The organism is Streptomyces sp. NPDC091282 (genome assembly GCF_044757385.1).
Taxonomy (GTDB): Bacteria; Actinomycetota; Actinomycetes; order Streptomycetales; family Streptomycetaceae; genus Streptomyces; species Streptomyces gramineus.
On sequence record NZ_JBIVUX010000005.1, the window covers coordinates 497957 to 518576 of the forward strand.

Below are 20620 nucleotides of genomic sequence, written 5' to 3' on the forward strand. Positions count from 1 at the left end.
GAGAGGCGGGTGCGGGGCTGATGGCAGAGCAGTTCGTCGGCTCCGGCTGGTCGTTCCCGTTGCGTATCGGGCCCACCGGCGGCATCGCCCTGGTCAGCGGCGAGAAGGAGGTGGAGGAGGCCATCCGTCTCATCCTGTCCACGGCTCCCGGGGAGCGCCCGATGCGGCCGGAGTTCGGCTGCGCCATCCACGACCTCGTCTTCGCGCCCGTCAACGAGCAGACCGCGGGCCGTATCCAGCACGAGGTGCACGTCAGCCTCGACCGCTGGGAGCCGCGGATCGAGGTCGAGGACGTGGAGGTCTCCACCGGCGCCGACCCGAGCGTGCTGATGATCGACGTCCGGTACTCGATCCGCGGCACCAACAACCCGCGCAGCCTGGTGTTCCCCTTCTACGTCATTCCCTCCCACGACGAGCCGGACCTGCCTCCCTCCTTCCCGGACTCCTCCGAAAGCGACCGCTGATCCCGATGGCCCTGCCCTCCCCGAACCTCGACGACCGCCGCTTCCAGCAGTTCGTCGACGACGCCAAGCGCTATATCCAGCAGCGCGCCCCGGAGTGGACCGACCACAACGTCTCCGACCCCGGCATCACGCTGGTGGAGACGGTCGCGCACATGGCCGACCAGATCGTGTACCGCCTCAACCGGGTCCCGGAGAAGAACCACCTGGCCTTCCTCGACCTGGTCGGCATCACGCTGTTCCCGCCGTCCGCGGCCCGCACCGAGGTGACGTTCTGGCTGTCGGCGGCCCAGGAGGAACCGGTGCCGGTGCCGGTGGGCACCGAGGTGGCGACCCGCCGTACCGAGACCCAGGAGGCGGTGGTCTTCGCGACCGAGCGCGACCTGACCATCGTGCCGAGCGAGCTGCGGCACCTGCTGCGGCAGCAGGAGGGCTCCGCCGTCGTCGACCTCACCCATGAACTCGCCGAGGGCAAGGACCTGTTGTGCTTCACCGAGGCCCCGAACCCCGGTGACTGCATGCTGCTCGGCCTGTCCGCCGCCGTCCCGCACTGCGCGGTCGCCCTGGACCTGGACAGCCGGGTCGACGGTGTCGGCGTGGACCCGCGGCAGCCGCCGCTGGTCTGGGAGGCGTGGACGGAGGACGGCTGGAAGGAGTGCGAGGTCGACCGGGACGGCACCGGTGGCCTCAACCGGCCCGGCGAGGTCGTCCTGCACGTCCCCGGCGGGCACGTGCTGTCCCGCAACGGCGGCCTGGAGGCGAGCTGGCTGCGCTGCCGGGTCACCGAGCCGCGCACCGACCAGCCCTTCTACACCACCTCGCCGACGGTCCGGTTCGTCGAGGCCTGCACGGTCGGCGGCACCACCGCCGCGGTGCACGCGGAGACCGTGGAGGACGAGGCGCTCGGCGAGTCGACGGGCCTGCCCGGCCAGCGCCTGCGGCTCGCGCACGCGCCCGTCGTCGGGGACACCCCGCCGCTGCTCCTGCAGACCGCCGAGCACGACGGCGAGGCCGGCTGGGTGGACTGGCAGGTCGTCCCGCACTTCGCGGCCTCGGGCCCCGAGGACCGGCACCTCACCCTGGACGCGACGACCGGGGAGATCGCCTTCGGTCCCGCGGTCCGCGAACCGGACGGCTCGCTGCGCCAGTACGGCACGGTGGCCCCGAAGGGCGCGGTCATCCGGGCCCGCCGCTACCGCACGGGCGGCGGCCGGGACGGCAACGTGGCGCGCGGCGCGGTGCAGATCCTGCGCTCCTCCATCCCGTACGTGGCGGAGGTCGTCAACCGGGAGGCCGCGCGCGGCGGGGTGGACGGCGAGACGGTCGGCGAGGCCAAGGTCCGCGCCCCGATCACCCTGCGCGCCCAGGAACGCGCGGTGACCCTGCGCGACTACGAGGAACTGGCCCGCCGCGCCGCCCCCGAGACGGCCCGGATCACCTGCCTGGAGGGCGAGGAGGGCGAGCACGGCTCGTACGCGGTACGGGTGCTGGTGGTGCCGCAGGCGGTCCCGGACCCCGGCGGCCGGCTCCGCTTCGAGCAACTGGTCCCCGGCGACGCCCTGCTGGACCGCATCACCCGCTATCTGGACGAACGGCGGCTGATCGGGACCCGGCTGGCGGTCGGGCCGCCCTTCTACCAGGGCGTCACGGTGGCCGCCACCGTGCACGCCTTCCGCGGTGTGGACGTCGACCGGGTCCGCCACCAGGCCCACGACGCCCTCTACCGCCACCTGGACCCGCTGACCGGCGGCGCGGACGGCAAGGGCTGGCCGTTCGGGCGCCCGGTGCAGTCCGGCGAGGTCTTCGCGGTGCTCCAGCGGGTCCCCGGCGTCGAACTCGTCGACGAGGTCGTGCTGCACCCCGCCGACCCGCTCACCGGCAAGCGCGGCGACCCGACCGACCGCATCGACCTGGACGCCCCGTCCCTGGTCTTCTCCTTCGACCACCGGGTCCGGGTGATCGGCGAATGAACGTCAACGTCCCTGAGGGGGGTGTCCGTTGAGAGGTTCCATCGACGGGCTCGGCTCCTCCGTGCCCATCGGCGCGATGCTCCCGGCGGTCTTCGCCGACGACGACCTGGCGCTGCGCTTCGTCGCCGGCCTGGACGACGTGATCGCGCCGATCCCGAACGTCCTCGACTGCCTGCCCAGTTACTTCGACCCGGCGCTGGCCCCGCTGGACTTCGCGGAGTGGATCGGGACCTGGGTCGGCGCCGAGACGGACGGCACCGAACCGGAGCCCCTGCTCCGCGCGGCCGTCGCGGCGGCCGCCTACCTGCACCGCATCCGGGGCACCCGGCTCGGCCTGTCGGAGACGGTCCGGCTGGCCTTCGGCGTGACCCCGGACATCACGGAGAGCGGCGGCGCCGAGTGGAACGCCCGCCCGCTGGGCCCCTTCCCGGGCCTGCCCCGCCCGCGTCTGCACGTCCACCTCGCGCTGCCCTCCCCGACCCCGGCCGACGAGGTCCGTCTGGAACACCTCGTGGCCGCCGCCCGTCCCGCTCACATGCCGTACACGGTCCAGGTGACCGCTTCTTCCTCGTCCGCCGAAAGGACCCCGCAGCGATGACGACCAACCGGAACTGCACGGAGTGCGGCACGGTCGCCGAACCGGGGCAGTCCTTCTGCGACTCCTGCGGTTCGGTACTGACGTGGGCCGCCGCCGACGCGGCCCCGCAGCAGCCGGCCGCGGCCGCGGCGGCGGCGTCGGCTCCGGCCGTACCGAGCTGGGCGGCCGCCGCGGCGGCGACGGCGCCGGCTCCGGGGCGCGGTGCCGAGACGGACGTACGGCTGCCGCCGCGCGAGCGCGACCAGGCCGTGCCCGCGGCGACGTCGCCCACGGCCGAGACCACCCCGCTCCCCGCGCCCGCCCCGGCCCCCGCCGCCCCGCAGGCCCCCGCCACCGACACCGTCCCGCAGCCCGCGCAGGCCCCGCAGGCGCCGCCCGCCGAGGGCGACCAGGACCGGGCCCGGCGTCTCCTCGTCCCGGTGACGGACCCCACCCCGCCCGCCCCGGCGCCCGCGACCGTGTCCCCCGTCCTCCCCGGCCGCCCCACGCCCCAGCGCCCCGAGACCGTCCGCGCCCCCGGCGAGGACCTCGGCGCCCTCGGCGGCACGCCCTGCCCCTGGTGCGCCACCCCCAACCGGCCCGACCGGCACTTCTGCACCCGGTGCGCGATGCCGATGGCCGGCACCGGCCACGCCGACCCCTCGGCTCCGCGTCCCTGGTGGCGCCGCATCTTCGACTTCCGCAACCGGGAGACCCCGTGGGCCGGCGACCGGCCGCGGCTGCGCCGTGCCTTCGACCGGGTGCTGACCTGGATCATGGCGGCGGTCGTGGTGACGCTCGTCTCCATCCTGGCGTTCAACATCCCGAACGCGGTGAGCGCCACCCGCGACCACTTCGCCAAGCGCGCCCAGGTCTCCCCGGACAAGGTCAGCGCGTCCCGCTCGTACGCCGGGCACAAGCCCGACCTGCTCTTCGACAAGCTCAACAACACCTGGTGGGGGCCGGGGGTGACGGGGCCCGGCGAGGGCGAGTGGATCGAGGCCCGGTTCAGCGAACCGACGCGCCTGCTGAACATCGTCGTCACCGCCGGTGAGTCGACCCACTACGACCAGCTGAAGAAGTCGGCCCTGCCGCACCGGATGAAGGCGACCGTCAAGACGTCCGACGGCAAGACAGAGACCCGGGAGATCACCCTCGACCAGGCGGCCGGCGGCCAGACCCGCAACTTCCGTGCGCAGAACGTCGTCTCGGTCCGCTTCACGATCGAGTCCTCCTACCAGGCCTCGGCCGCCACCCAGGTGGCCATCGCCGAGATCGAGTTCTTCGGCCCGTCGAGCGCGAACTCCTCGTGACCACGCGCCGGTCTCTCCCACGGGGAGCCCGGCGCTACTTGCGCATCAGGGCCCGGTAGACCTTCGTGGATCTGGGGTTGCCGTGGCAGGTCCAGACTCCGTGGGGGCAGTAGTCGGTGATGGTCTGGTAGAGCGGGCGGTGGGCGGTGAACCACCGCACCATGCCCTCCATGTATGCCGGGTCGTCGCCGTTCTCGTACAGCCCCCACTCGGGATAGGAGACCGGCTTGCCGTGCGCGCGGGCGAACGCGGCCTGCGCGCGCAGCCCGTACGGCTCGTCGACCTGGTCCTCGAAGGCCAGGCCGCGCGGGGCGTCGTAGGCGTCCATGCCGATGACGTCCACGTACCGGTCGCCCGGGTAGCACCGGGGCCAGGGGATCGCGTCCCGCCCCCGGTTGGGCGCGAAGTCGAACCGGAACCGCTGGCCCGGCACCGACCGCATCGCCGTGACGATCCGCGCCCAGTACGCCTTCCACGCGGCCGGGTCCGGGCTGCAGCGGTGGGTGTAGGTGTCCCCGTTCATCTCCCAGCCGAGCACCACGACGGTGTCCGGCGCGCCGACCGACACCAGCCGCCGGGCCAGCGTCCGGAAGTGCCCGTCGTACCGTCCCCGCGCCCCGAGGCCGAGCTGCCGGCGCACCTCGGCGTCGGGCAGGTGGGCCTCGGTCCGTTCCAGCATCGGCACGTTGAGGACGAGGAGCCGGTCCGGTGCGGCCCGCCGCCAGTCGGCCCACAGCCGGACGAAGCCGGGGGCGCCCTCGATGTTCCGCCACACGTCACCGGGTAAGTAGGTGTGCCCGACCCGGGGTTCCTCGTGCCCCAGCCAGTCGCCGAGCGCGCTCACCCGGCGCACGCCCTCACCGCCGTAGCCGACGTACGCCCCGAAGGGGCCCGGCGCGGCGGGCCGCGGGGTCTCCGGGCGGGAGGCGGGGACGAGGAGGAGCGCGGCCAGCGCGGCGGCCAGGAGGAACCTCAGACGTGCCATGGGGTGCAGTCTGGCCGTTCGGCACGGGCGAGTTGCCCGGTGTGGGCATCTTGGACTGCTGTGCGAGGAACACGCCGCCGGGCGCCGTGGCCTCCGCGCGTCCGGGCCCGGCGGTCAGAGCGGGGTGTGGTGGCCGACCAGGGCGGACGCGAGCAGCGAGAGCCGGTCGCGCTGGTCCTCGGTGAGGTGCGCGGTGAGGTCGCGGATCTGCTGCTCGACCTCGGTCTCGCAGCTCCGCATCAGCCGCCGCCCCTCCGGGGTGATCGCCACCAGGGTGCTGCGACGGTCGTGCGGGGAGGGGGAGCGGCGGACCAGGTCACGGCGTTCGGCGCGGTCGACCAGGCCGGTCATGCTCGACTTGTCCAGGCCCAGGTGGCGGGCCAGCTCCTGCATGCCGGGCGTGCGGTCGCGGAGCACGCCGAGCAGCCGCAGCTGGACGATCGACAGGCCGTGCTCGGCCGCCACCTTCCCGAGCGCCGCCTGCACCAGGAACGACAGCTGGGCGAGGCTGTCCACGATCCCCAGGTCCGCCTCTGTCCGCGGTTCGTCCGACATGATCGCCATCCTACGAGGATTAGTACGTGGTGCCAACCACTTGACTTGGTATGTGCCGCGAACTAATTTGATTGGTGCCACGTACTAAATCTGGAGGCGGCCCCGACGGGCCCGATCCGCGACGGAGGAGTCACCATGCGCGCAGCTGTCGTCCGCTCGTTCGACCACGCACCCCGCTACGAGGAGTTCCCGGCGCCCGGACCCGCCGAGGGCCGGCTGCCGGTGGAGATGGTCGCCGCCGGCCTGCACCCCCGGGTCCGCTCCGGCGCCTCCGGCACCCACTACACCAGCGACGGCCGGCTCCCCCTGATCCCCGGCGTCGACGGCGTGGGCCGGCTGCCCGACGGGCACCTCGTCTACTTCGTCGCCGACGACGAGGTCCCCGGCACCATGGCCGAGCAGGCCCTCGTCGACCCGCGCCGGTCCGTCCCGCTGCCCGCCGGCGCCGACCCGGTGACCATCGCCGCGGCCGTCAACCCCGCCATGTCCTCCTGGGTGGCGCTGCGCCGCCGGATCACCTTCCGGGCCGGGCAGAGCGTCCTGGTCCTCGGCGCCACCGGCAACGCCGGCCGGGCCGCCGTACAGATCGCCCGGCACCTCGGGGCCGCCCGGATCGTCGCCGCCGGCCGCGACCCGCGCCGCCTTGACCTGCTCCCCGGCCTCGGCGCCACCGACGTGGTCTCGCTGGCCGGGGACCCGGACCAGGACTTCGCCCGGCTCGGCGAGGCCGCCGCGGACGTCGACGTCGTCATCGACTACACCTGGGGCGCACCCACCGAGCGGGCCGTCCCGGCCGTCCTCACCCGCCGCGCCGACCGCAGCGCCCCGCTGGCCTGGATCCAGATCGGCTCCCTGGCCGGACCGGAGATCACCCTGCCCTCCGCCTGGCTGCGCGCCGCCGACCTGCGGTTCATGGGCAGCGGCCAGGGTTCCGTCACCGCCCGCGGGATCGTCGCCGAACTGCCCTCCCTGATGGCCGAGATCACCCGGGGCACCGTCACCGCCGACGCCGTCCCGGTGCCGCTGTCCCAGGTCGAGGAGGCCTGGACCGCGCCCGTCGAGCCCGGCCGCCGGATCGTCCTGACGATGACCGCCGGCTGAACACCGGGCCCGCGTCCGGCCGTACTTGCGGGGACAGCGTTCGTCCGCAGATCGGAGTCCCCCGTGCACGCATCCGCAGCCATCGGCGTGACCGGCCTCGGAGTGATGGGCCGCAACCTCGCCCGGAACTTCGCCCGGCACGGCTACCCGGTCGCCGTCCACAACCGCACACCCGCCCGCACCCGCGCCCTGGTCGAGGAGTACGGCCACGAGGGCACGTTCGTCGGTGCCGAGACCGCCGCGGACCTCGTCGCCGCCCTCGAACGCCCCCGGCGGCTCATGATCATGGTGCAGGCGGGCGCCGCCACCGACGCCGTCATCGACGCGTTCGTGCCGCTCCTGGAACCCGGTGACATCCTCATCGACGGCGGCAACGCCCACTTCGCCGACACCCGCCGCCGCGAGGCCGCCCTGCGCGAGAAGGGCCTGCACTTCGTCGGGGTCGGGGTGTCCGGCGGCGAGGAGGGCGCGCTCCACGGGCCGTCGGTCATGCCGGGCGGCTCCGCGGAGTCGTACGCCGTCCTCGGGCCGATGTTCGAGGACATCAGCGCCAAGGTCGGCGGCGAGCCGTGCGCCACGCACGTCGGCGCGGACGGCGCCGGGCACTTCGTGAAGATGGTCCACAACGGCATCGAGTACGCCGACATGCAGCTCATCGCCGAGGCCTACGACCTGCTCCGCCAGGTCGGCGGCTACGCCCCGGCCGAGATCGCGGACGTCTTCCGGCAGTGGAACGCGGGCCGGCTCGGCTCCTACCTCATCGAGATCACCGCGGACGTGCTCGCCCACGTGGACGCGGCCACCGGCGCACCGTTCGTCGACGTCGTCGCCGACGCGGCCGGGCAGAAGGGCACCGGCCGCTGGACCGTCCAGACCGCGCTGGACCTCGCCTCACCGGTCACCGCCATCGCCCAGGCCACCTTCGCCCGCGCCGCCTCCGGCCGCCGCGCACTGCGCGCCGCCTACGCCGGGCTGCCCGGCGGCACCACGCCCGCGCTGAGCACCACCGAGGCCGACCGCTTCGCCTCCCGCGTCGAACACGCCCTGTACGCCTCGAAGGTCATCGCCTACGACCAGGGCTGGACGATGATCCAGGACGCGGCGGCCGAGTACGGCTGGAAGATCGACCTCGGCGCGGTGGCCCGGATCTGGCGGGGCGGCTGCATCATCCGCGCGTCCTTCCTGGACCGGATCCGCGCGGCCTACGGGGCCGAACCGGACCTCGTCAGCCTGCTGGCCGAGCGGGAGTTCGCACGGGAGATCGCCGCCGCGCAGGTGCCGTGGCGGGAGACGGTGGCCTCGGCGGCCCGCCGGGGCATCCCCGTCCCGGCGTTCTCCGCGGCCCTGGCCCACTACGACACCCTGCGGTCACCGCGGCTCCCGGCGGCGCTCCTCCAGGGCCAGCGCGACTACTTCGGCGCGCACACCTACGGTCGCGTCGACCGCGCCGGCGCCTTCCACACCCACTGGGCGACGGCGGGCCGCCCTGAGACGGCGGGCTGAGGAGCGCCCCGCGAGGGGCATCCCCGGGACACCGATTCAGACGCGGACGCCGAACATGAACGGCCCGCCGATGGTGGACATCGACTCGTAGCGGACGACCGTGCCGGTGCGCGGGGCGTGCAGGATCTGCCCGTTGCCCGCGTACAGGCCCACGTGGTGCAGGTCGTTGAAGAAGAAGACCAGGTCGCCGACCTGGAGGCCGGACGTCGAGTAGATCCTGGTGCCGATCGTCGTCTGCGACTCCGAGGTGCGCGGGATGGAGACCCCGGCCTGCGCGTACGCCCAGGAGGTCAGGCCCGAGCAGTCGAAGGAGGACGGACCGGTGGCGCCGTACACGTACGGCGTGCCGAGCCTGGTCTTGGCGGCGGCGAAGGCGGCGGCGGCCCGGCCGGTGGCGGAGGTGTCGCTGCCGAGGTCCACCCGCTCGCTGGAGGAGCGGCTCGCGCGGTCCTGTTCGGCGGCGAGCGCGGCCTTCTCGGCGGCGGTGAGGCTGTTCAGCAGCTTCTGCGCCTGGGCCAGTTTGGCCTGGACCTCTTTCTTCTTCGCGCCGAGTTCGGTGCGGGTGGCGGCCAGGTCCTTGAGCTTGCCGGTGGCCTCCGCCCGCTCCTGCGCCAGCTCGCGCTGCTTGGCCTGGATCTTCTTCAGCGTCTCGACCTGCTGGCCGCTGAGCTGGTCCAGGGTGGAGGCCTTGTCCAGGTAGTCGTCCGGGTCGGCGGACAGGAACAGCTGGAGCGAGGGGTCGAGGCCGCCGCTGCGGTACTGGGCGGTGGCCATGGAGCCGATGCCGTCCCGCAGTTCGTTCAGCTCGTCCTGGCCGCGGGCGACCGAGTCCTGCAGCGCGGATATCTGCTTCTGGAGCTTGTCCTGCTTCTCCTGGGCCCCGTTGAACTTCTCGGTGGCCTGCTCGGCCTGCTCGTACAGCTTGTCGACCCGGGACTTCACCTCGTCCTTGCTGGGCTTCTCGCCGGGCGCGGCGTTCGCGGCCTGCGAGGAGAGGGCGACGGCGGCAGCGGCGGCCGTGGTGAGCACGGTGACCCGAGCGCGGCTCGGCTGCTTGGGACGACGGTGGAACGCCACGGAGGCGATCTCCTTCCGAGCAGAGGTTCGGGTTACAGACCCTAATGACTCTCTTATGGTCGGTTCAAATCTTCGCATGAAAATTCTTGGCCGTAACTGCTCGGAGCGGAGCGCCTCTTGACGTCACATCGAACAGAAGGGGGCGCGGAGGGTCTGGGGATCGTAAAGAACCTTGACACTCAATTGGTCTAGTCCAACTATGGGCGTCCATGAGACGCACTCGTGCACTGCAGGCCGCCCTGACCGCAACTGCCTTGTCCACCGCGCTCGTCGGTCTCGGAACGGGCGCCGCGCACGCCTCCCCTCAGCACGCCGCGAAGCCCATGCCCACCCGGGTCGCGGCCCCCTACTTCGAGGCCTGGACCGGTGAGAGCCCCGCCGCGCTCGCCGCCGAGTCCGGCAACAAGTACCTCACCCTGGCCTTCCTCCAGACGCCCGCCGCCGGCTCCTGCACCGCCGACTGGAACGGCGACGCCACCATGCCGGTCGCCCGCTCGACGTTCGGCGCCGACATATCCGCCCTCCAGGCCCGCGGCGGCAACGCCATCCCGTCCTTCGGCGGCTACGCGGCCGACACCACCGGCACCGAACTCGCCGACAGCTGCACCGACGTGGACGCCATCGCCGGGGTCTACGAGAAGCTCGTCACGACGTACGGCATCTCCCGCATCGACCTGGACATCGAGGCCGACTCCCTCGCCGACACCGCCGGCGTCGACCGCCGCAACCAGGCGATCGCCAAGGCCGAGCACTGGGCCGACCGCACCGGCCACCCGCTCCAGTTCTCCTACACCCTGCCGACCACCACCAAGGGCCTGACGGCCGCCGGCCTGGCCGTCCTCCAGAACGCCGTCGCCCACCACGCCCGTGTCGATGTCGTCAACATCATGACCTTCGACTACTACGACGGCGCCACCCACGACATGGCCGCCGACACCAGGACCGCGGCCGAGGGCCTGCACGCCCAGCTCGCCGCCCTCCACCCGCACCAGAGCTCCAGGGAGCTGTGGGGCACGATCGGCGTCACCGAGATGCCCGGCATCGACGACTACGGCCCCGCGGAGACCTTCACCACCCAGAACGCCGTGGACGTCGAGCACTGGGCCGCCGCCCGGGGCATCGACACCCTCTCCCTCTGGGCGCTCCAGCGCGACAACGGCGGCTGCGTCGGCACCGGCGGCTCCAACTCCTGCTCCGGCACCGCCCAGGACACCTGGCAGTTCAGCCACACCTTCGCCCGCTTCGCCCAGCGCCGGTAACCACTCCGCCGCGACCGGCGGTTCCCCCGCGCCCTCCGTGCCCCCGGGCCGCCCGGACGGGTCCGCGCCGTGCCGGCGCACCACCGGCACTCGGCCAGGACCCGTCCACGGGGGCCGGCGCCCGCCCGCCGGGATTATTTCGATGGCGATCGGAATAGTCGTCGGCGGTGCCCGGTTGTGCGTTGTATGGACGAGATCACGGATGACACGCACAAGATCGACCTCGGTGCCGTCGGCGCGTGGCGGCACGCGGACACCGAGCCGGAGCTCGCCGTCGAGCTGGAACGGCTCGGCTACGGCACGCTGTGGCTCGGCAACGTCACCGACCCGGAGCTGACCGTGGTCGAACGGCTGCTGGACGCCACCGAGACCCTGGTCGTGGCCACCGGCATCGTGAACATCTGGTCCAACCCGGCCGACCGGGTGGCCCGTTCGTACCGCCGGATCGCCGCGCACCACCCGGACCGCTTCCTGCTGGGCGTCGGCGCGGGCCACCCGGAGGCGACCAAGGAGTTCGTCCGGCCGTACCAGGCCCTGAACGACTACCTGGACGTCCTCGACGACGGCGGTGTCCCGGTGTCCCGCCGCGCCCTGGCGGCCCTCGGCCCGCGGGTGCTGCGCCTGGCGGGCGAGCGCACGGCCGCCGCGCACCCCTACCTGGTCACTCCGGACCACACCCGCGGGGCCCGCGACATCCTCGGCCCCGGGCCGGTCCTGGCGCCCGAGCAGAAGGTGGTCCTGGAGACCGACCGCGGCCGGGCCCGCGCGATCGGCGACGCCACCCTCGGCTTCTACCTGAACCTCACCAACTACGTCGGCAACCTCCGCCGCCTCGGCTTCGACGACGCCGACTTCGCGGACGGCGGCAGCGACCGGCTCTTCGACGCGCTCATCCTGCACGGCGACGCGGCCCGGGTCGCGGAAGGCGTCCGCGCCCACCACAAGGCGGGCGCCGACCACGTCGCCCTCCAGCTCCTGCACCCCGCGGACACCGACCCGCTGCCGGGGTACCGGGCGCTGGCGGCGGCCCTGGGACTGGGCGGCTAGCCGGGCCCGTCCCCGATTCCTGGACGACTTCCCAGACGACTTCCTAGACGACGCAGAACTCGTTGCCCTCCGGGTCGCGCAGCAGGACGGCGTACTGTCCGTCGTCCGGCTCGTCCGTGACCCGGAGCACGGCGGCGCCCGCCTCGACCAGTCTCGCCACGGTGGCGTCGACCCGCCGGGTGCGGACCGGGAGCGGGACACCGCGGCCGCCGCCCACCCGCAGGTCCAGGTGGATCCGGTTCTTGACGGTCTTGGCCTCGGGAACCTGCTGGAACCACACCCGGGGCCCCCGCCCGTCCGGGTCCACGATCGACTCCGGGGCGTCGCCCGCCCCCTCGGGCAGCTCCTCGTCGGGCACGCCGATCGCCGACCAGTACGCCCGCCAGGTGGCGTGCCCGGCGGGCGGCGGCTCCGGCACGTATCCCAGTGCCTCGCTCCAGAACGCCACCAGCCTCGGCGGGTCGGCGCAGTCGATCGTCAGGTCCAGGGCCGGTCGTGGTGTCGTCTCCATGACCGGAGCCTCGCAGACGGGTCTGACACTCACCCCCGGCCGGCGCCCCGGCCCTCGGGCGCGCCGTCGAGCAGCGCGTCGAGCAGCCCGTCCAGCGGCGCGGGCACCCGCCCGGGGTCCAGGGCCTCGACCAGGACCCGGCCGTAATGGATCTTCCGTCCCTTCTTCGTGCCGAGGAAGCGGCGGAGCTGCTGCCGCGGGCTGCGGCCCTGCTGGGCGGGCTGGTTGAGGAAGGTCCGCAGGGCACGCTCGTCGCCCTCGGCCCGGATCAGCTCCGCGACCCGTGGCGGACCGAGGGCGCGGATCAGCTCGTCCTCCAGGTCGGCCGCACAGACGAAGAACCCGTGCGGCCCGGCACCGGCCCGCTCCAGGCCACGGGCGTAGTACGGCCACTCCCGCTCGTCGCACAGCCCGGCCAGCCGCAGCCCCAGGCCGGGCGGCCCCAGCAGCCGGGCGTAGCGTCCGGCGTTCATCGCGCCGCCCATCGACAGCACGCACACCCCCTCGGCCGCCGGATCCCGCCCGCGCCGCGCGGCCAGCGCACCGACGGCGGCGACATCGCTCGGCCCTTCGAGCAGGACGGCGACCCGCACGCCCAGCAGGTCGCCCAGCCGCCCGGCCGACCGCCCCGCCGCTGTCTCGGCCTCGCCGCCGCCGGCCGCCCAGCCGGTCACCGCGTCCCGGAACGCGCTCATGTCCGCCATGGCACGAGTCTCCGTCCGGCCCGTGCGCGGGTGCCAGGGAATTTCCGCCGCCGCGCGGGCCGGGCGCCACCGCGTGCTCCCGGACGGCGGTCGGGCGCCGTCAGCTCGGGAACATCCCGGCGGCCGCGTTGACCCAGGTGCCGCGCCTGCGGCGGCTTCGGCTTCGGGGCCGCCCGCTCCCCGCTCCGGTTCCCGTCCCAGCCGGTCCCCGAGGTCCGTGAGCAGTTCCCCGGCCGGTGGCACGCCGTCCGTCCGGCGCCGCTCCCGTCAGGCCCGCCGGCGACAGGCCGCCGAGCAGTACGACGCCGTACGGCCGGGGCCGCCGCCGCTTTCGATCGGGTCGCCGCAGACCTCGCAACGGCCGCTCACGCCAGGGACCTCATCCCCGGCCCAGCCCCGTGACGAGGAGGGACACCAGGCGGCGGGCGTCGTAGCCGGGGTCGTTCTCCGCGCCGATGCAGAGGTTGCCGACGCCGCGCATCAGCTCGACGGCGGTCAGCTCGGTGCGGATCTCGCCGGACGCGGCCGCCGCGTCCAGGAGCCGGGTGCAGACGGGGACCAGGCGGTCCAGGAAGTAGGCGTGCAGGGTGTCGAAGCCCGTCTGGTCGGAGCGCAGCGCACCGGCCAGCCCGTGCTTGGTGACCAGGAAGTCCACGAAGAGGTCGATCCAGCGGCGCAGCGCCTCGTACGGACCGGCGGCCTCGGTCAGCAGGGCGGGGCCCGCCTCGGCGCAGGCCTCCACCTGGTGCCGGTAGACGGCGATGATCAGGTCCGAGCGGGTCGGGAAGTGCCGGTAGATGGTCGCCGTGCCGACGCCCGCACGGGCCGCGATGTCGCGTACCGGTGCCTCCACTCCCGCCGCCACGAACGCCGCCGCGGCGGCCTCCAGGAGGGTCGTCTCGTTGCGCCGGGCGTCCGCCCGGCGGGGCCGTACCGCCTGCTCCTCGTCCTTCATCGACCGTCCTCCCTCGGGTGCTCCCTGCGCTGTCACCCTATCGGGGCGTTGCTAAACGGGACAGCGTTCCGTATCGTCGGAGACATGAAACGGGACGTCGTCCCGCTTGTCTGTCCGTCCGTGGCCCGGACCGCGCCCTCGTCGCGTCGGGTGGCCGCGTCACGTCATGCGAAGGAGATCCGGTCATGCAGTACCGCACCTTGGGCCGTACCGGTGTGCAGGTCAGCGCGCTCGCGCTCGGCGCGATGAACTTCGGCGCGATCGGCCGCACCACGCAGGCGGAGGCCACGGCGATGGTCGACGCCGCTCTGGAGGCCGGGATCAACCTGATCGACACCGCCGACATGTACGGCCAGGGCGAGTCGGAGGAGATGGTCGGCAAGGCGATCGCCGGCCGCCGGGACGACGTCGTGCTGGCCACGAAGGCGGGCCTGCCGATGGGCGACGAGCGCAACCACCGCGGCGCCTCCCGGCGCTGGCTGGTCACCGAGCTGGAGAACAGCCTCCGCCGGCTCGGCGTCGACCACGTGGACCTCTACCAGATACACCGCTGGGACCCGGCCACGAGCGACGAGGAGACCCTGTCGGCGCTGACCGATCTGCAACGCGCCGGGAAGATCCGCCACTTCGGCTCCTCGACCTTCCCCGCGTACCGGATCGTGCAGGGCCAGTGGACGGCCCACGAGCGCCGCCTGAGCCGTTACGTCACCGAACAGCCCAGCTACTCCATCCTCCAGCGCGGCATCGAGGCCCACGTGCTGCCGGTGACCGAGGAGTACGGGATGGGCGTGCTGGCGTGGAGCCCGCTCGCCTCGGGATGGCTCTCGGGAGCCGTGCGCAAGGGCCGGTCCATCACCACCAGCCGGTCCAGGCTCCGCCCCGAGGGCTTCGACCTCGCCCTGCCCGCCAACCAGGCCCGGCTCGACGCCGTGGAGCGGCTCGCCGCCGTGGCCGAGGAGGCCGGACTGACCCTGATCCAGCTCGCGCTCGGCTTCGTCACCGCGCACCCCGCCGTCACCAGTGCCCTCATCGGCCCCCGCACCCGCGACCACCTGGACTCCCAGCTCGCCGCCGCCGACACGGTGCTCCCCGCCGACGTCCTCGACGCGATCGACGCGATCGTCGCGCCCGGCACCGACCTGGCCGCCCACGAGAAGCACGACACCCCGCCCGCCCTGCTCGACCCGGCACTGCGCCGCCGCTGACCGGCGGCAGGAAGGCCATCCCATGACATCCACGACCCCACCCCGGTTCGGGATCATGACCGCTCCGATGCAGGTGTCCTACGACGACGTCCTGCGGGTCTGGGAGGAGGCGGACCGGACACCCGAGATCGAGCACGCCTGGCTCTTCGACCACCTCATGCCGATCGGCGGCGACCCCGACGGGCCTATATTCGAGGGCTGGACGCTGCTGTCCGCCCTGGCCGCCCGGACCCGACGGCTGCGCCTGGGGCTCCTGGTGACCAGCAACCGCTTCCGGCCGCCCGCGATGCTCGCGAAGATCGCCACGACCGTCGACGTGGTCTCCGGCGGCCGGCTGGACTTCGGCATCGGTGTCGGCTCCCGGCCGAACCCGCCCGAGGCGCGCCGCGAGTACCCGGCGTACGGCCTGCCCTTCACCCCGCCCGCGCAGGCCGTCGAGAGCCTGGCCGAGGCATGCGCGCTGATCCGCCGCCTGTGGACGGCCACCGAGCCCTTCGACTTCCACGGCACCCACCACCGGCTCACCGGGGCATTCGCCAGCCCCAAGCCCGTCCAGCGCCCTCATCCGCCGGTCCTGATCGGCGGGCGCTCGGCCGCGACCCTGAGGGTGGCCGCCGAACACGCCGACCTGTGGAACATCCCGGGCGGTGACATCGAGGACTGCGTCCGGCGCAGCGCCCTCCTGGACCGCTACTGCACGGAGATCGGCCGCGACCCGGCCGAGATCACCCGCTCGGTCCATCTCCCGGTCTCCTACGACCGGCCGGAGACGACCCGCGCCGCGATCGCCGAGGCGCTGGACGCCGGCTTCCGGCACCTCGTCCTCGGCCTGCCGGCGCCCTACCCGCAGGAGGTCGCGCACTGGGTGGCGGACGAACTCATCACCAAGGAGTCCTGAGCCGGCACGGTCCACGGACGCCGGTCCCGGGGGCCCGGCAGCAGCGGGCCGCACCCGGCGCACCGGTTGTCGCCGGGCAGCCCCACGGCGACAACCGGCTGAGCGGGACGTGCCGCGGCGCTCGGTGGCGTCTCACTGCTGAACCGCCGCCCGATCGCACCGGAATCCGGCCCGCTCAAGAGCCGGGTGCCACATCCCGGGCGTTCCAATCCACGAGCCGCGCCCCGCGCGAGGCCGGCCGGGCGGACGTCACCAGCCGAGGACGTCCTCGTCGGCCCGCGCCGCCTGGGGCGGTGTCACCGGGCTGGCGTCGTGGCAGGTGAAGCCGAGCCGGGTCAGCGCGCGGCGCATCTCGAGCGCCGTGAAGTCACGGCGGTTCTGCCGGGTGACCACCTCGCCGACCTGCATCACCGGGTAGAGGCGGCCGTCGATGGTCACGCCGACACCGGTGACGGGTTCGGGCGTGTGGCTGCTCATCGAGTGCTCGACCTCACTCTTGGTCAGGTCGAACGGGAAACGGGCGATGACGACACGCATGGATGCCTCCTCAGGGGGCGACCGCGGGGCGCGGCGGGGGACGGGGGGTGCGGACGGCTGTCAGGGAGTGAGGGTGCGAACGCCCGGGGTGTGGCCCCGCGCTCCGGCCGTGAGCTGGTCCTCCTTCGGCTACGAGTCGGTCCGTGAGGTGGCCCGGCGGGTCCGGGCGGCGGCCGACCGGCCTCCGCGACCGCGGCCGCGGCCTGCGGACCGGGTGCCTTCGCGCGGCGTGGCGACGCTCGGCGCGGGCAGGGTGACGGGCACGCCCGAGGGGGTGCGGGCGCCGGTGATGCGGTGCAGTTCGTCCTCGCCGGGGCGGACCTGGACGGCACGCGCGGTGATCCCGGCGTCCGTCATCAGGCGGTCCACCGCACGCCGCTGGTGCGGCAGGACGAGGGTGACGACGGTCCCGGTCTCACCGGCGCGGGCGGTACGGCCGCCGCGGTGCAGGTAGTCCTTGTGGTCGGCGGGCGGGTCGACGTTGACGACGAGGTCGAGGCCGTCGACGTGGATGCCGCGGGCGGCGACGTTGGTGGCGACCAGGACCGAGACGTGCCCGTCCTTGAACTGGGCGAGGGTCCGGGTGCGCTGCGACTGGGACTTGCCACCGTGCAGGGCCGAGGCCCGGACGCCGACGGCGAGCAGCCGCTTGGCCAGCCGGTCCACCGCGTGCTTGGTGTCCAGGAACATCAGCACGCGGCCGTCCCGGGCGGCGATCTCGGTGGCCGCCGTCTCCTTGTCGGCGTCGCGCACATGCAGCAGGTGGTGCTCCATGGTGGTGACCGCGCCCGCGGACGGGTCGACCGAGTGCACGACGGGGTCGTGGAGGTAGCGGCGGACCAGGAGGTCGATGTTCCGGTCCAGGGTGGCGGAGAACAGCAGCCGCTGCCCGCCGGCGGGCACCTGGTCGAGCAGGGCGGTCACCTGCGGCATGAAGCCCATGTCGGCCATCTGGTCGGCCTCGTCGAGGACGGCGATGCCGACCTGGTCCACCCGGCAGGCGTCCCGCTCGATCAGGTCGCGCAGGCGGCCGGGCGTCGCGACGACGACCTCGGCACCGGCCCGCAGGCTGCTGATCTGACGGCCTATCGACATGCCGCCCACCACGGTGGCGAGCCGCAGCCGCAGGGCGCGGGCGTAGGGGGTGAGCGCGTCGGTGACCTGCTGGGCCAGTTCCCGGGTGGGGACGAGGATCAGGGCGAGCGGCTGCTTGGGCTGGGCGCGCTGCCCGTCCAGGCGGGCCAGCAGCGGCAGGCCGAAGGCGAGCGTCTTGCCCGAGCCGGTGCGGCCCCGGCCGAGGACGTCCCGGCCGGCCAGCGCGTTCGGCAGCGTGGCGGCCTGGATCGGGAAGGGGACGGTCACGCCCTCGGTGCGCAGCGCGGTCAGCAGCCGTTCGGGCATGTCCAGTTCGGCGAACGTCTCGACGGCGGGCAGGGGCTCGGTGAGGGTGACCGGCAGGGCGAACTCCTGGCGACCCGGAGCGGAACGCTGGGTGCGGCCGTTCTTGCGGCCGGCGCCGGAGCCCTGGCGGGCCGTCTGGGAGCGGTCCGGGTGGGCAGTGCTCCGGTCGGTGCGGTGGCGTCCGGAACTACCGCCCGTGCGGCGGCTGCGGTTCATGGGGGAACCTTCCTCGATGCGGCGTATCGAGGAATTCCGGCCGGCGGGCGGACGGCCGCACGAGGAATCACAAGAATGAGCCGGAGAAAAAAAGACAAAAACTGGGGCCCGCACCCCAAGAGCGCGGGCCCCAGCCTGAAATCGCGCGCGAACTTTACGGCTCGCAGCGGATCGCGTCAGCTTCAGGCGGGAACGATGTTCTCGGCCTGCGGGCCCTTCTGGCCCTGCGTGACGTCGAAGGTCACCTTCTGGCCTTCCTGAAGCTCGCGGAAGCCCGAGGTGGCGATGTTCGAGTAGTGGGCGAAGACGTCGGGGCCGCCACCCTCCTGCTCGATGAAGCCGAAGCCCTTTTCCGCGTTGAACCACTTCACGGTGCCAGATGCCATATTGAATCTCCCTTGAGGGGCAGTGCCGGACTCCGCACTTCACGAAGCCGAGTCGCCGCGATGATCACCCCTCCGGAATGATTCCGGAAAGCTTTACAAAGAAAAGAATTTCTCTGGCAACCAAAACTGCAACTGCTATCACGCTAACACAGACAGGCTGTAAGCGGCCATGTGTTTACGGTGCCGCACGGTGATTCTAATGCCGCCGGCGGGGGCAATTCTGTACCGGCGGGACTAGGTATCCGTGGCGCATCCGCCGAGCCGCCGGCTGATGTCGCGGTTCAGCCGGAGGGCGTCCGCCAGCTGGTTCTCCAGGGAGATGATGCGGCAGGCGGCCTCGACGGGAGTGCCCTGGTCCACCAGCTCCCGGGCGCGCGCGGCGATGCGCAGCTGACGGCGGGAGTACCTGCGGTGACCTCCCTGCGAACGCAGCGGAGCGATCAGCCCCGCCTCGCCCACGGAGCGGAGGAAAGCGGGGGTGGTGCCGAGAACCGCGGCGGCTCGTCCCATGGTGTAGGCGGGATAGTCGTCGTCGTCGAGGTTGCCGGCGACCGGGGCGTTCTCAGCGGGCATGACACCTTCGTTTCGAGGACGCGGCGGGGGCCCGGGGCGGGCCTGGCGCCGGTCTCCGGAGGACCCGGCGCCATCCGCGTCGCATGGCAACCCTAACTCCGGCAGCCCTGGAGATGTGGCTCCGCCGTGACAGATTTCCGTCGGCGGTCACACCGGCGCCCCGCACGGCCGGTCGCCCGGCGCCCGGCACGTGATCGCTCCGTTCGGCGTATTCGCCCGGCCGGCGCCGAAGACGCCGGGCTCCGCGCCGCCCCGCGGAGCCCGGCCGCGGCCCTCGCGCGGCCCGTCCGGTCAGCGGGCGGCCCGCAGCTCGGCGAAGAGCTCCGCGCCCCGCCAGGTGCGCGGCGCGGCCTCCGCCGCGTGGACCAGCTCGACCAGGCGGGCGTTCGCGGGCGCGGTCCGTCCGTGCGCGGCGGCCAGGGCGACGATCTCGCCCTGGAGGGAGTCGATCTCGGTGGCCCGGCCGCGTTGCAGGTCCTCCCACATCGAGGAGCGGGCGTGCGCGTCGATCCGCAGGGTGGCGCCCGCCAGCCGCCGGAAGAGGCCGTCGGGCAGGCCGAGGACGTAGGGGGTGACGGCGGGCGCGGTGGGGCCGAGGCGGGCCGGGGCGACCCCGGCGGCGCGGTAGGCGGCGAGGGCCTCGCGCTGGCACAGGGCGAGACAGCGGCGGTAGTCACGCTCGCCCAGCTGGTCGCGGAGCGGCAGCCCGGACAGGGCGTTGACCGCGTTGTTGAGGTTCAGCAGCAGCTTGGCGTGCTGCACCTCGGACATGTCGGTGCGCGCCGCCACGGCCAGCCGCGCCGCGCGGAGGGCGGCGACGAGCCGGTCGTCGGGCTCGGTCATCAGCGTGCCGGGCATGCCCTGGTGCACCGTGCCCGGCTCGGACTGCACCACGTTGTAGGGCACCATCCCGGCCAGCACGGTACGGCCGGGGAGCGCGGCGCGCAGGGTGGCGGGGTTGTGCAGCCCGTTCTGGAAGCTCACCACGACCGCGCCGGGGCCGAGATGCGGGGCGAGGCCCTCGGCGGCGGCCGCGGTGCCGGCGGTCTTCACGGTGACCAGCACGTAGTCGGCGCCGGCCGCCGCCTCCGGCCCGGTGGCCAGGGTCAGCCGCTCCGGGGCGAGCCGGACGGGCGGGCGCACGGAGGTGCTGAGGGTCAGCCCGCGCTCGCGCAGCACGTCCATGGCGGCGGGCCTGCCGATGAGCGTCACGTCGTATCCGGCGGCGCTCAGATGGCCACCCACGTGGCATCCGATGGCACCGGCGCCGAGGACGGCGAAACGGGGTCCGGACCGGGGGGAGGCGGGAGGTACGGAGGACATGGGGGCTCCTGCGGAAGGCGGGTGAGCAACCGTACTCACGTGCGGGCGGCCCGTGTCACGCGG

At 73.6% G+C, this 20620-nt stretch carries 21 protein-coding genes; 10 read left to right on the forward strand and 11 right to left on the reverse strand.

What is annotated here, in order from left to right:
- Nucleotides 1-20 precede the first annotated feature (20 nt).
- The 4 genes from ACIQOE_RS25635 to ACIQOE_RS25650 are packed head-to-tail and all read left to right on the forward strand — an operon-like array spanning nt 21 to nt 4321.
- Nucleotides 21-464: a GPW/gp25 family protein gene (locus tag ACIQOE_RS25635; RefSeq protein WP_351316899.1), complete on the forward strand. Its 444-nt coding sequence runs from the start codon at nt 21-23 to the stop codon at nt 462-464.
- A 5-nt stretch (nt 465-469) separates the two neighbouring features.
- A complete protein-coding gene (locus ACIQOE_RS25640) occupies nt 470-2431 on the forward strand; it encodes a putative baseplate assembly protein (RefSeq protein ID WP_351316902.1) in 1962 nt (653 codons plus the stop codon).
- Nucleotides 2432-2459: 28 nt separating this feature from the next.
- Nucleotides 2460-3029, forward strand: a complete 570-nt coding sequence (locus ACIQOE_RS25645; protein WP_351316905.1) for a phage tail protein — start codon at nt 2460-2462, stop codon at nt 3027-3029.
- Nucleotides 3026-4321, forward strand: a complete 1296-nt coding sequence (locus ACIQOE_RS25650; protein ID WP_401413945.1) for a zinc ribbon domain-containing protein — start codon at nt 3026-3028, stop codon at nt 4319-4321. Before ACIQOE_RS25645 ends, ACIQOE_RS25650 begins: the two co-directional genes overlap by 4 nt.
- Nucleotides 4322-4355: 34 nt before the next feature.
- Here the strand turns inward: ACIQOE_RS25650 and ACIQOE_RS25655 are convergent, their stop codons facing one another.
- Both ACIQOE_RS25655 and ACIQOE_RS25660 read right to left on the reverse strand, forming a co-directional pair.
- Nucleotides 4356-5306 (reverse strand): glycoside hydrolase family 26 protein, encoded by a 951-nt coding sequence (locus ACIQOE_RS25655; protein ID WP_401413947.1) that lies wholly within the window; start codon nt 5304-5306, stop codon nt 4356-4358.
- Nucleotides 5307-5420: 114 nt separating this feature from the next.
- Nucleotides 5421-5861: a MarR family transcriptional regulator gene (locus ACIQOE_RS25660; protein WP_362640086.1), complete on the reverse strand. Its 441-nt coding sequence runs from the start codon at nt 5859-5861 to the stop codon at nt 5421-5423.
- Nucleotides 5862-5996: 135 nt separating this feature from the next.
- On the opposite strand from ACIQOE_RS25660, the gene ACIQOE_RS25665 reads away from it, so the two are divergent.
- Together ACIQOE_RS25665 and gndA are read left to right on the forward strand one after the other, a co-directional pair.
- Nucleotides 5997-6962, forward strand: a complete 966-nt coding sequence (locus tag ACIQOE_RS25665; RefSeq protein WP_401413950.1) for a zinc-binding alcohol dehydrogenase family protein — start codon at nt 5997-5999, stop codon at nt 6960-6962.
- 63 nt (nt 6963-7025) lie between these two features.
- On the forward strand, nt 7026-8465 hold the full coding sequence (gene gndA / locus ACIQOE_RS25670) for an NADP-dependent phosphogluconate dehydrogenase (protein WP_401413951.1): 1440 nt from the start codon (nt 7026-7028) through the stop codon (nt 8463-8465).
- A gap of 36 nt (nt 8466-8501) precedes the next feature.
- Here gndA and ACIQOE_RS25675 read toward each other — a convergent pair whose 3' ends face one another.
- Entirely contained in the window at nt 8502-9542 is a 1041-nt protein-coding gene (locus ACIQOE_RS25675; RefSeq protein WP_362170626.1) for an NlpC/P60 family protein, read from the reverse strand.
- Nucleotides 9543-9751: 209 nt separating this feature from the next.
- Here ACIQOE_RS25675 and ACIQOE_RS25680 point away from each other — a divergent pair, with 209 nt between their 5' ends.
- Entirely contained in the window at nt 9752-10801 is a 1050-nt protein-coding gene (locus tag ACIQOE_RS25680) for a chitinase (protein WP_401413954.1), read from the forward strand.
- 186 nt (nt 10802-10987) lie between these two features.
- Nucleotides 10988-11848: an LLM class F420-dependent oxidoreductase gene (locus ACIQOE_RS25685; protein WP_401413956.1), complete on the forward strand. Its 861-nt coding sequence runs from the start codon at nt 10988-10990 to the stop codon at nt 11846-11848.
- Between the two features lie 43 nt (nt 11849-11891).
- On the opposite strand, the gene ACIQOE_RS25690 is transcribed toward ACIQOE_RS25685, so the two are convergent.
- The 3 genes from ACIQOE_RS25690 to ACIQOE_RS25700 all read right to left on the reverse strand — a co-directional run bounded on the left by ACIQOE_RS25690 (nt 11892) and on the right by ACIQOE_RS25700 (nt 14018).
- Nucleotides 11892-12359: a VOC family protein gene (locus ACIQOE_RS25690; protein ID WP_365560829.1), complete on the reverse strand. Its 468-nt coding sequence runs from the start codon at nt 12357-12359 to the stop codon at nt 11892-11894.
- A 29-nt stretch (nt 12360-12388) separates the two neighbouring features.
- Entirely contained in the window at nt 12389-13063 is a 675-nt protein-coding gene (locus ACIQOE_RS25695; RefSeq protein WP_399011649.1) for a TOPRIM nucleotidyl transferase/hydrolase domain-containing protein, read from the reverse strand.
- A gap of 379 nt (nt 13064-13442) precedes the next feature.
- The gene (locus ACIQOE_RS25700; RefSeq protein WP_365569100.1) at nt 13443-14018 is read right to left on the reverse strand and encodes a TetR/AcrR family transcriptional regulator; all 576 of its coding nucleotides are present in this window, start codon (nt 14016-14018) and stop codon (nt 13443-13445) included.
- A 185-nt stretch (nt 14019-14203) separates the two neighbouring features.
- Between ACIQOE_RS25700 and ACIQOE_RS25705 the strand changes: the two genes are divergently transcribed.
- Nucleotides 14204-15223, forward strand: a complete 1020-nt coding sequence (locus ACIQOE_RS25705) for an aldo/keto reductase (protein ID WP_401413959.1) — start codon at nt 14204-14206, stop codon at nt 15221-15223.
- Nucleotides 15224-15245: 22 nt separating this feature from the next.
- Nucleotides 15246-16121: an LLM class flavin-dependent oxidoreductase gene (locus tag ACIQOE_RS25710; RefSeq protein ID WP_401413961.1), complete on the forward strand. Its 876-nt coding sequence runs from the start codon at nt 15246-15248 to the stop codon at nt 16119-16121.
- A gap of 249 nt (nt 16122-16370) precedes the next feature.
- Here the strand turns inward: ACIQOE_RS25710 and ACIQOE_RS25715 are convergent, their stop codons facing one another.
- The 5 genes from ACIQOE_RS25715 to ACIQOE_RS25735 all read right to left on the reverse strand — a co-directional run bounded on the left by ACIQOE_RS25715 (nt 16371) and on the right by ACIQOE_RS25735 (nt 20557).
- Nucleotides 16371-16658 carry an SCO5918 family protein gene (locus tag ACIQOE_RS25715; RefSeq protein WP_351316946.1) on the reverse strand — a complete coding sequence of 96 codons (288 nt, stop codon included), beginning with the start codon at nt 16656-16658 and terminating at the stop codon, nt 16371-16373.
- Between the two features lie 129 nt (nt 16659-16787).
- Nucleotides 16788-18275, reverse strand: a complete 1488-nt coding sequence (locus ACIQOE_RS25720; protein WP_365560817.1) for a DEAD/DEAH box helicase — start codon at nt 18273-18275, stop codon at nt 16788-16790.
- Nucleotides 18276-18457: 182 nt separating this feature from the next.
- On the reverse strand, nt 18458-18661 hold the full coding sequence (locus ACIQOE_RS25725; RefSeq protein WP_010032345.1) for a cold-shock protein: 204 nt from the start codon (nt 18659-18661) through the stop codon (nt 18458-18460).
- 234 nt (nt 18662-18895) lie between these two features.
- On the reverse strand, nt 18896-19234 hold the full coding sequence (locus ACIQOE_RS25730) for a helix-turn-helix domain-containing protein (RefSeq protein WP_351316952.1): 339 nt from the start codon (nt 19232-19234) through the stop codon (nt 18896-18898).
- Between the two features lie 291 nt (nt 19235-19525).
- Nucleotides 19526-20557, reverse strand: coding sequence for a 2-dehydropantoate 2-reductase (locus tag ACIQOE_RS25735; protein WP_401413964.1), 1032 nt, complete (start codon nt 20555-20557; stop codon nt 19526-19528).
- Between the last annotated feature and the right edge of the window lie 63 nt (nt 20558-20620).

Coding starts and splice junctions, on each gene's coding strand:
- ACIQOE_RS25635 (WP_351316899.1), top strand. CDS start 21: ATGGCAGAGCAGTTCGTCGGCTCCGGCTGGTCGTTCCCGTTGCGTATC.
- ACIQOE_RS25640 (WP_351316902.1), top strand. CDS start 470: ATGGCCCTGCCCTCCCCGAACCTCGACGACCGCCGCTTCCAGCAGTTC.
- ACIQOE_RS25650 (WP_401413945.1), top strand. CDS start 3,026: ATGACGACCAACCGGAACTGCACGGAGTGCGGCACGGTCGCCGAACCG.
- ACIQOE_RS25655 (WP_401413947.1), bottom strand. CDS start 5,306: ATGGCACGTCTGAGGTTCCTCCTGGCCGCCGCGCTGGCCGCGCTCCTC.
- ACIQOE_RS25660 (WP_362640086.1), bottom strand. CDS start 5,861: ATGTCGGACGAACCGCGGACAGAGGCGGACCTGGGGATCGTGGACAGC.
- ACIQOE_RS25665 (WP_401413950.1), top strand. CDS start 5,997: ATGCGCGCAGCTGTCGTCCGCTCGTTCGACCACGCACCCCGCTACGAG.
- ACIQOE_RS25680 (WP_401413954.1), top strand. CDS start 9,752: ATGAGACGCACTCGTGCACTGCAGGCCGCCCTGACCGCAACTGCCTTG.
- ACIQOE_RS25685 (WP_401413956.1), top strand. CDS start 10,988: ATGGACGAGATCACGGATGACACGCACAAGATCGACCTCGGTGCCGTC.
- ACIQOE_RS25690 (WP_365560829.1), bottom strand. CDS start 12,359: ATGGAGACGACACCACGACCGGCCCTGGACCTGACGATCGACTGCGCC.
- ACIQOE_RS25695 (WP_399011649.1), bottom strand. CDS start 13,063: ATGGCGGACATGAGCGCGTTCCGGGACGCGGTGACCGGCTGGGCGGCC.
- ACIQOE_RS25700 (WP_365569100.1), bottom strand. CDS start 14,018: ATGAAGGACGAGGAGCAGGCGGTACGGCCCCGCCGGGCGGACGCCCGG.
- ACIQOE_RS25705 (WP_401413959.1), top strand. CDS start 14,204: ATGCAGTACCGCACCTTGGGCCGTACCGGTGTGCAGGTCAGCGCGCTC.
- ACIQOE_RS25710 (WP_401413961.1), top strand. CDS start 15,246: ATGACATCCACGACCCCACCCCGGTTCGGGATCATGACCGCTCCGATG.
- ACIQOE_RS25715 (WP_351316946.1), bottom strand. CDS start 16,658: ATGCGTGTCGTCATCGCCCGTTTCCCGTTCGACCTGACCAAGAGTGAG.
- ACIQOE_RS25720 (WP_365560817.1), bottom strand. CDS start 18,275: ATGAACCGCAGCCGCCGCACGGGCGGTAGTTCCGGACGCCACCGCACC.
- ACIQOE_RS25725 (WP_010032345.1), bottom strand. CDS start 18,661: ATGGCATCTGGCACCGTGAAGTGGTTCAACGCGGAAAAGGGCTTCGGC.
- ACIQOE_RS25730 (WP_351316952.1), bottom strand. CDS start 19,234: ATGCCCGCTGAGAACGCCCCGGTCGCCGGCAACCTCGACGACGACGAC.
- ACIQOE_RS25735 (WP_401413964.1), bottom strand. CDS start 20,557: ATGTCCTCCGTACCTCCCGCCTCCCCCCGGTCCGGACCCCGTTTCGCC.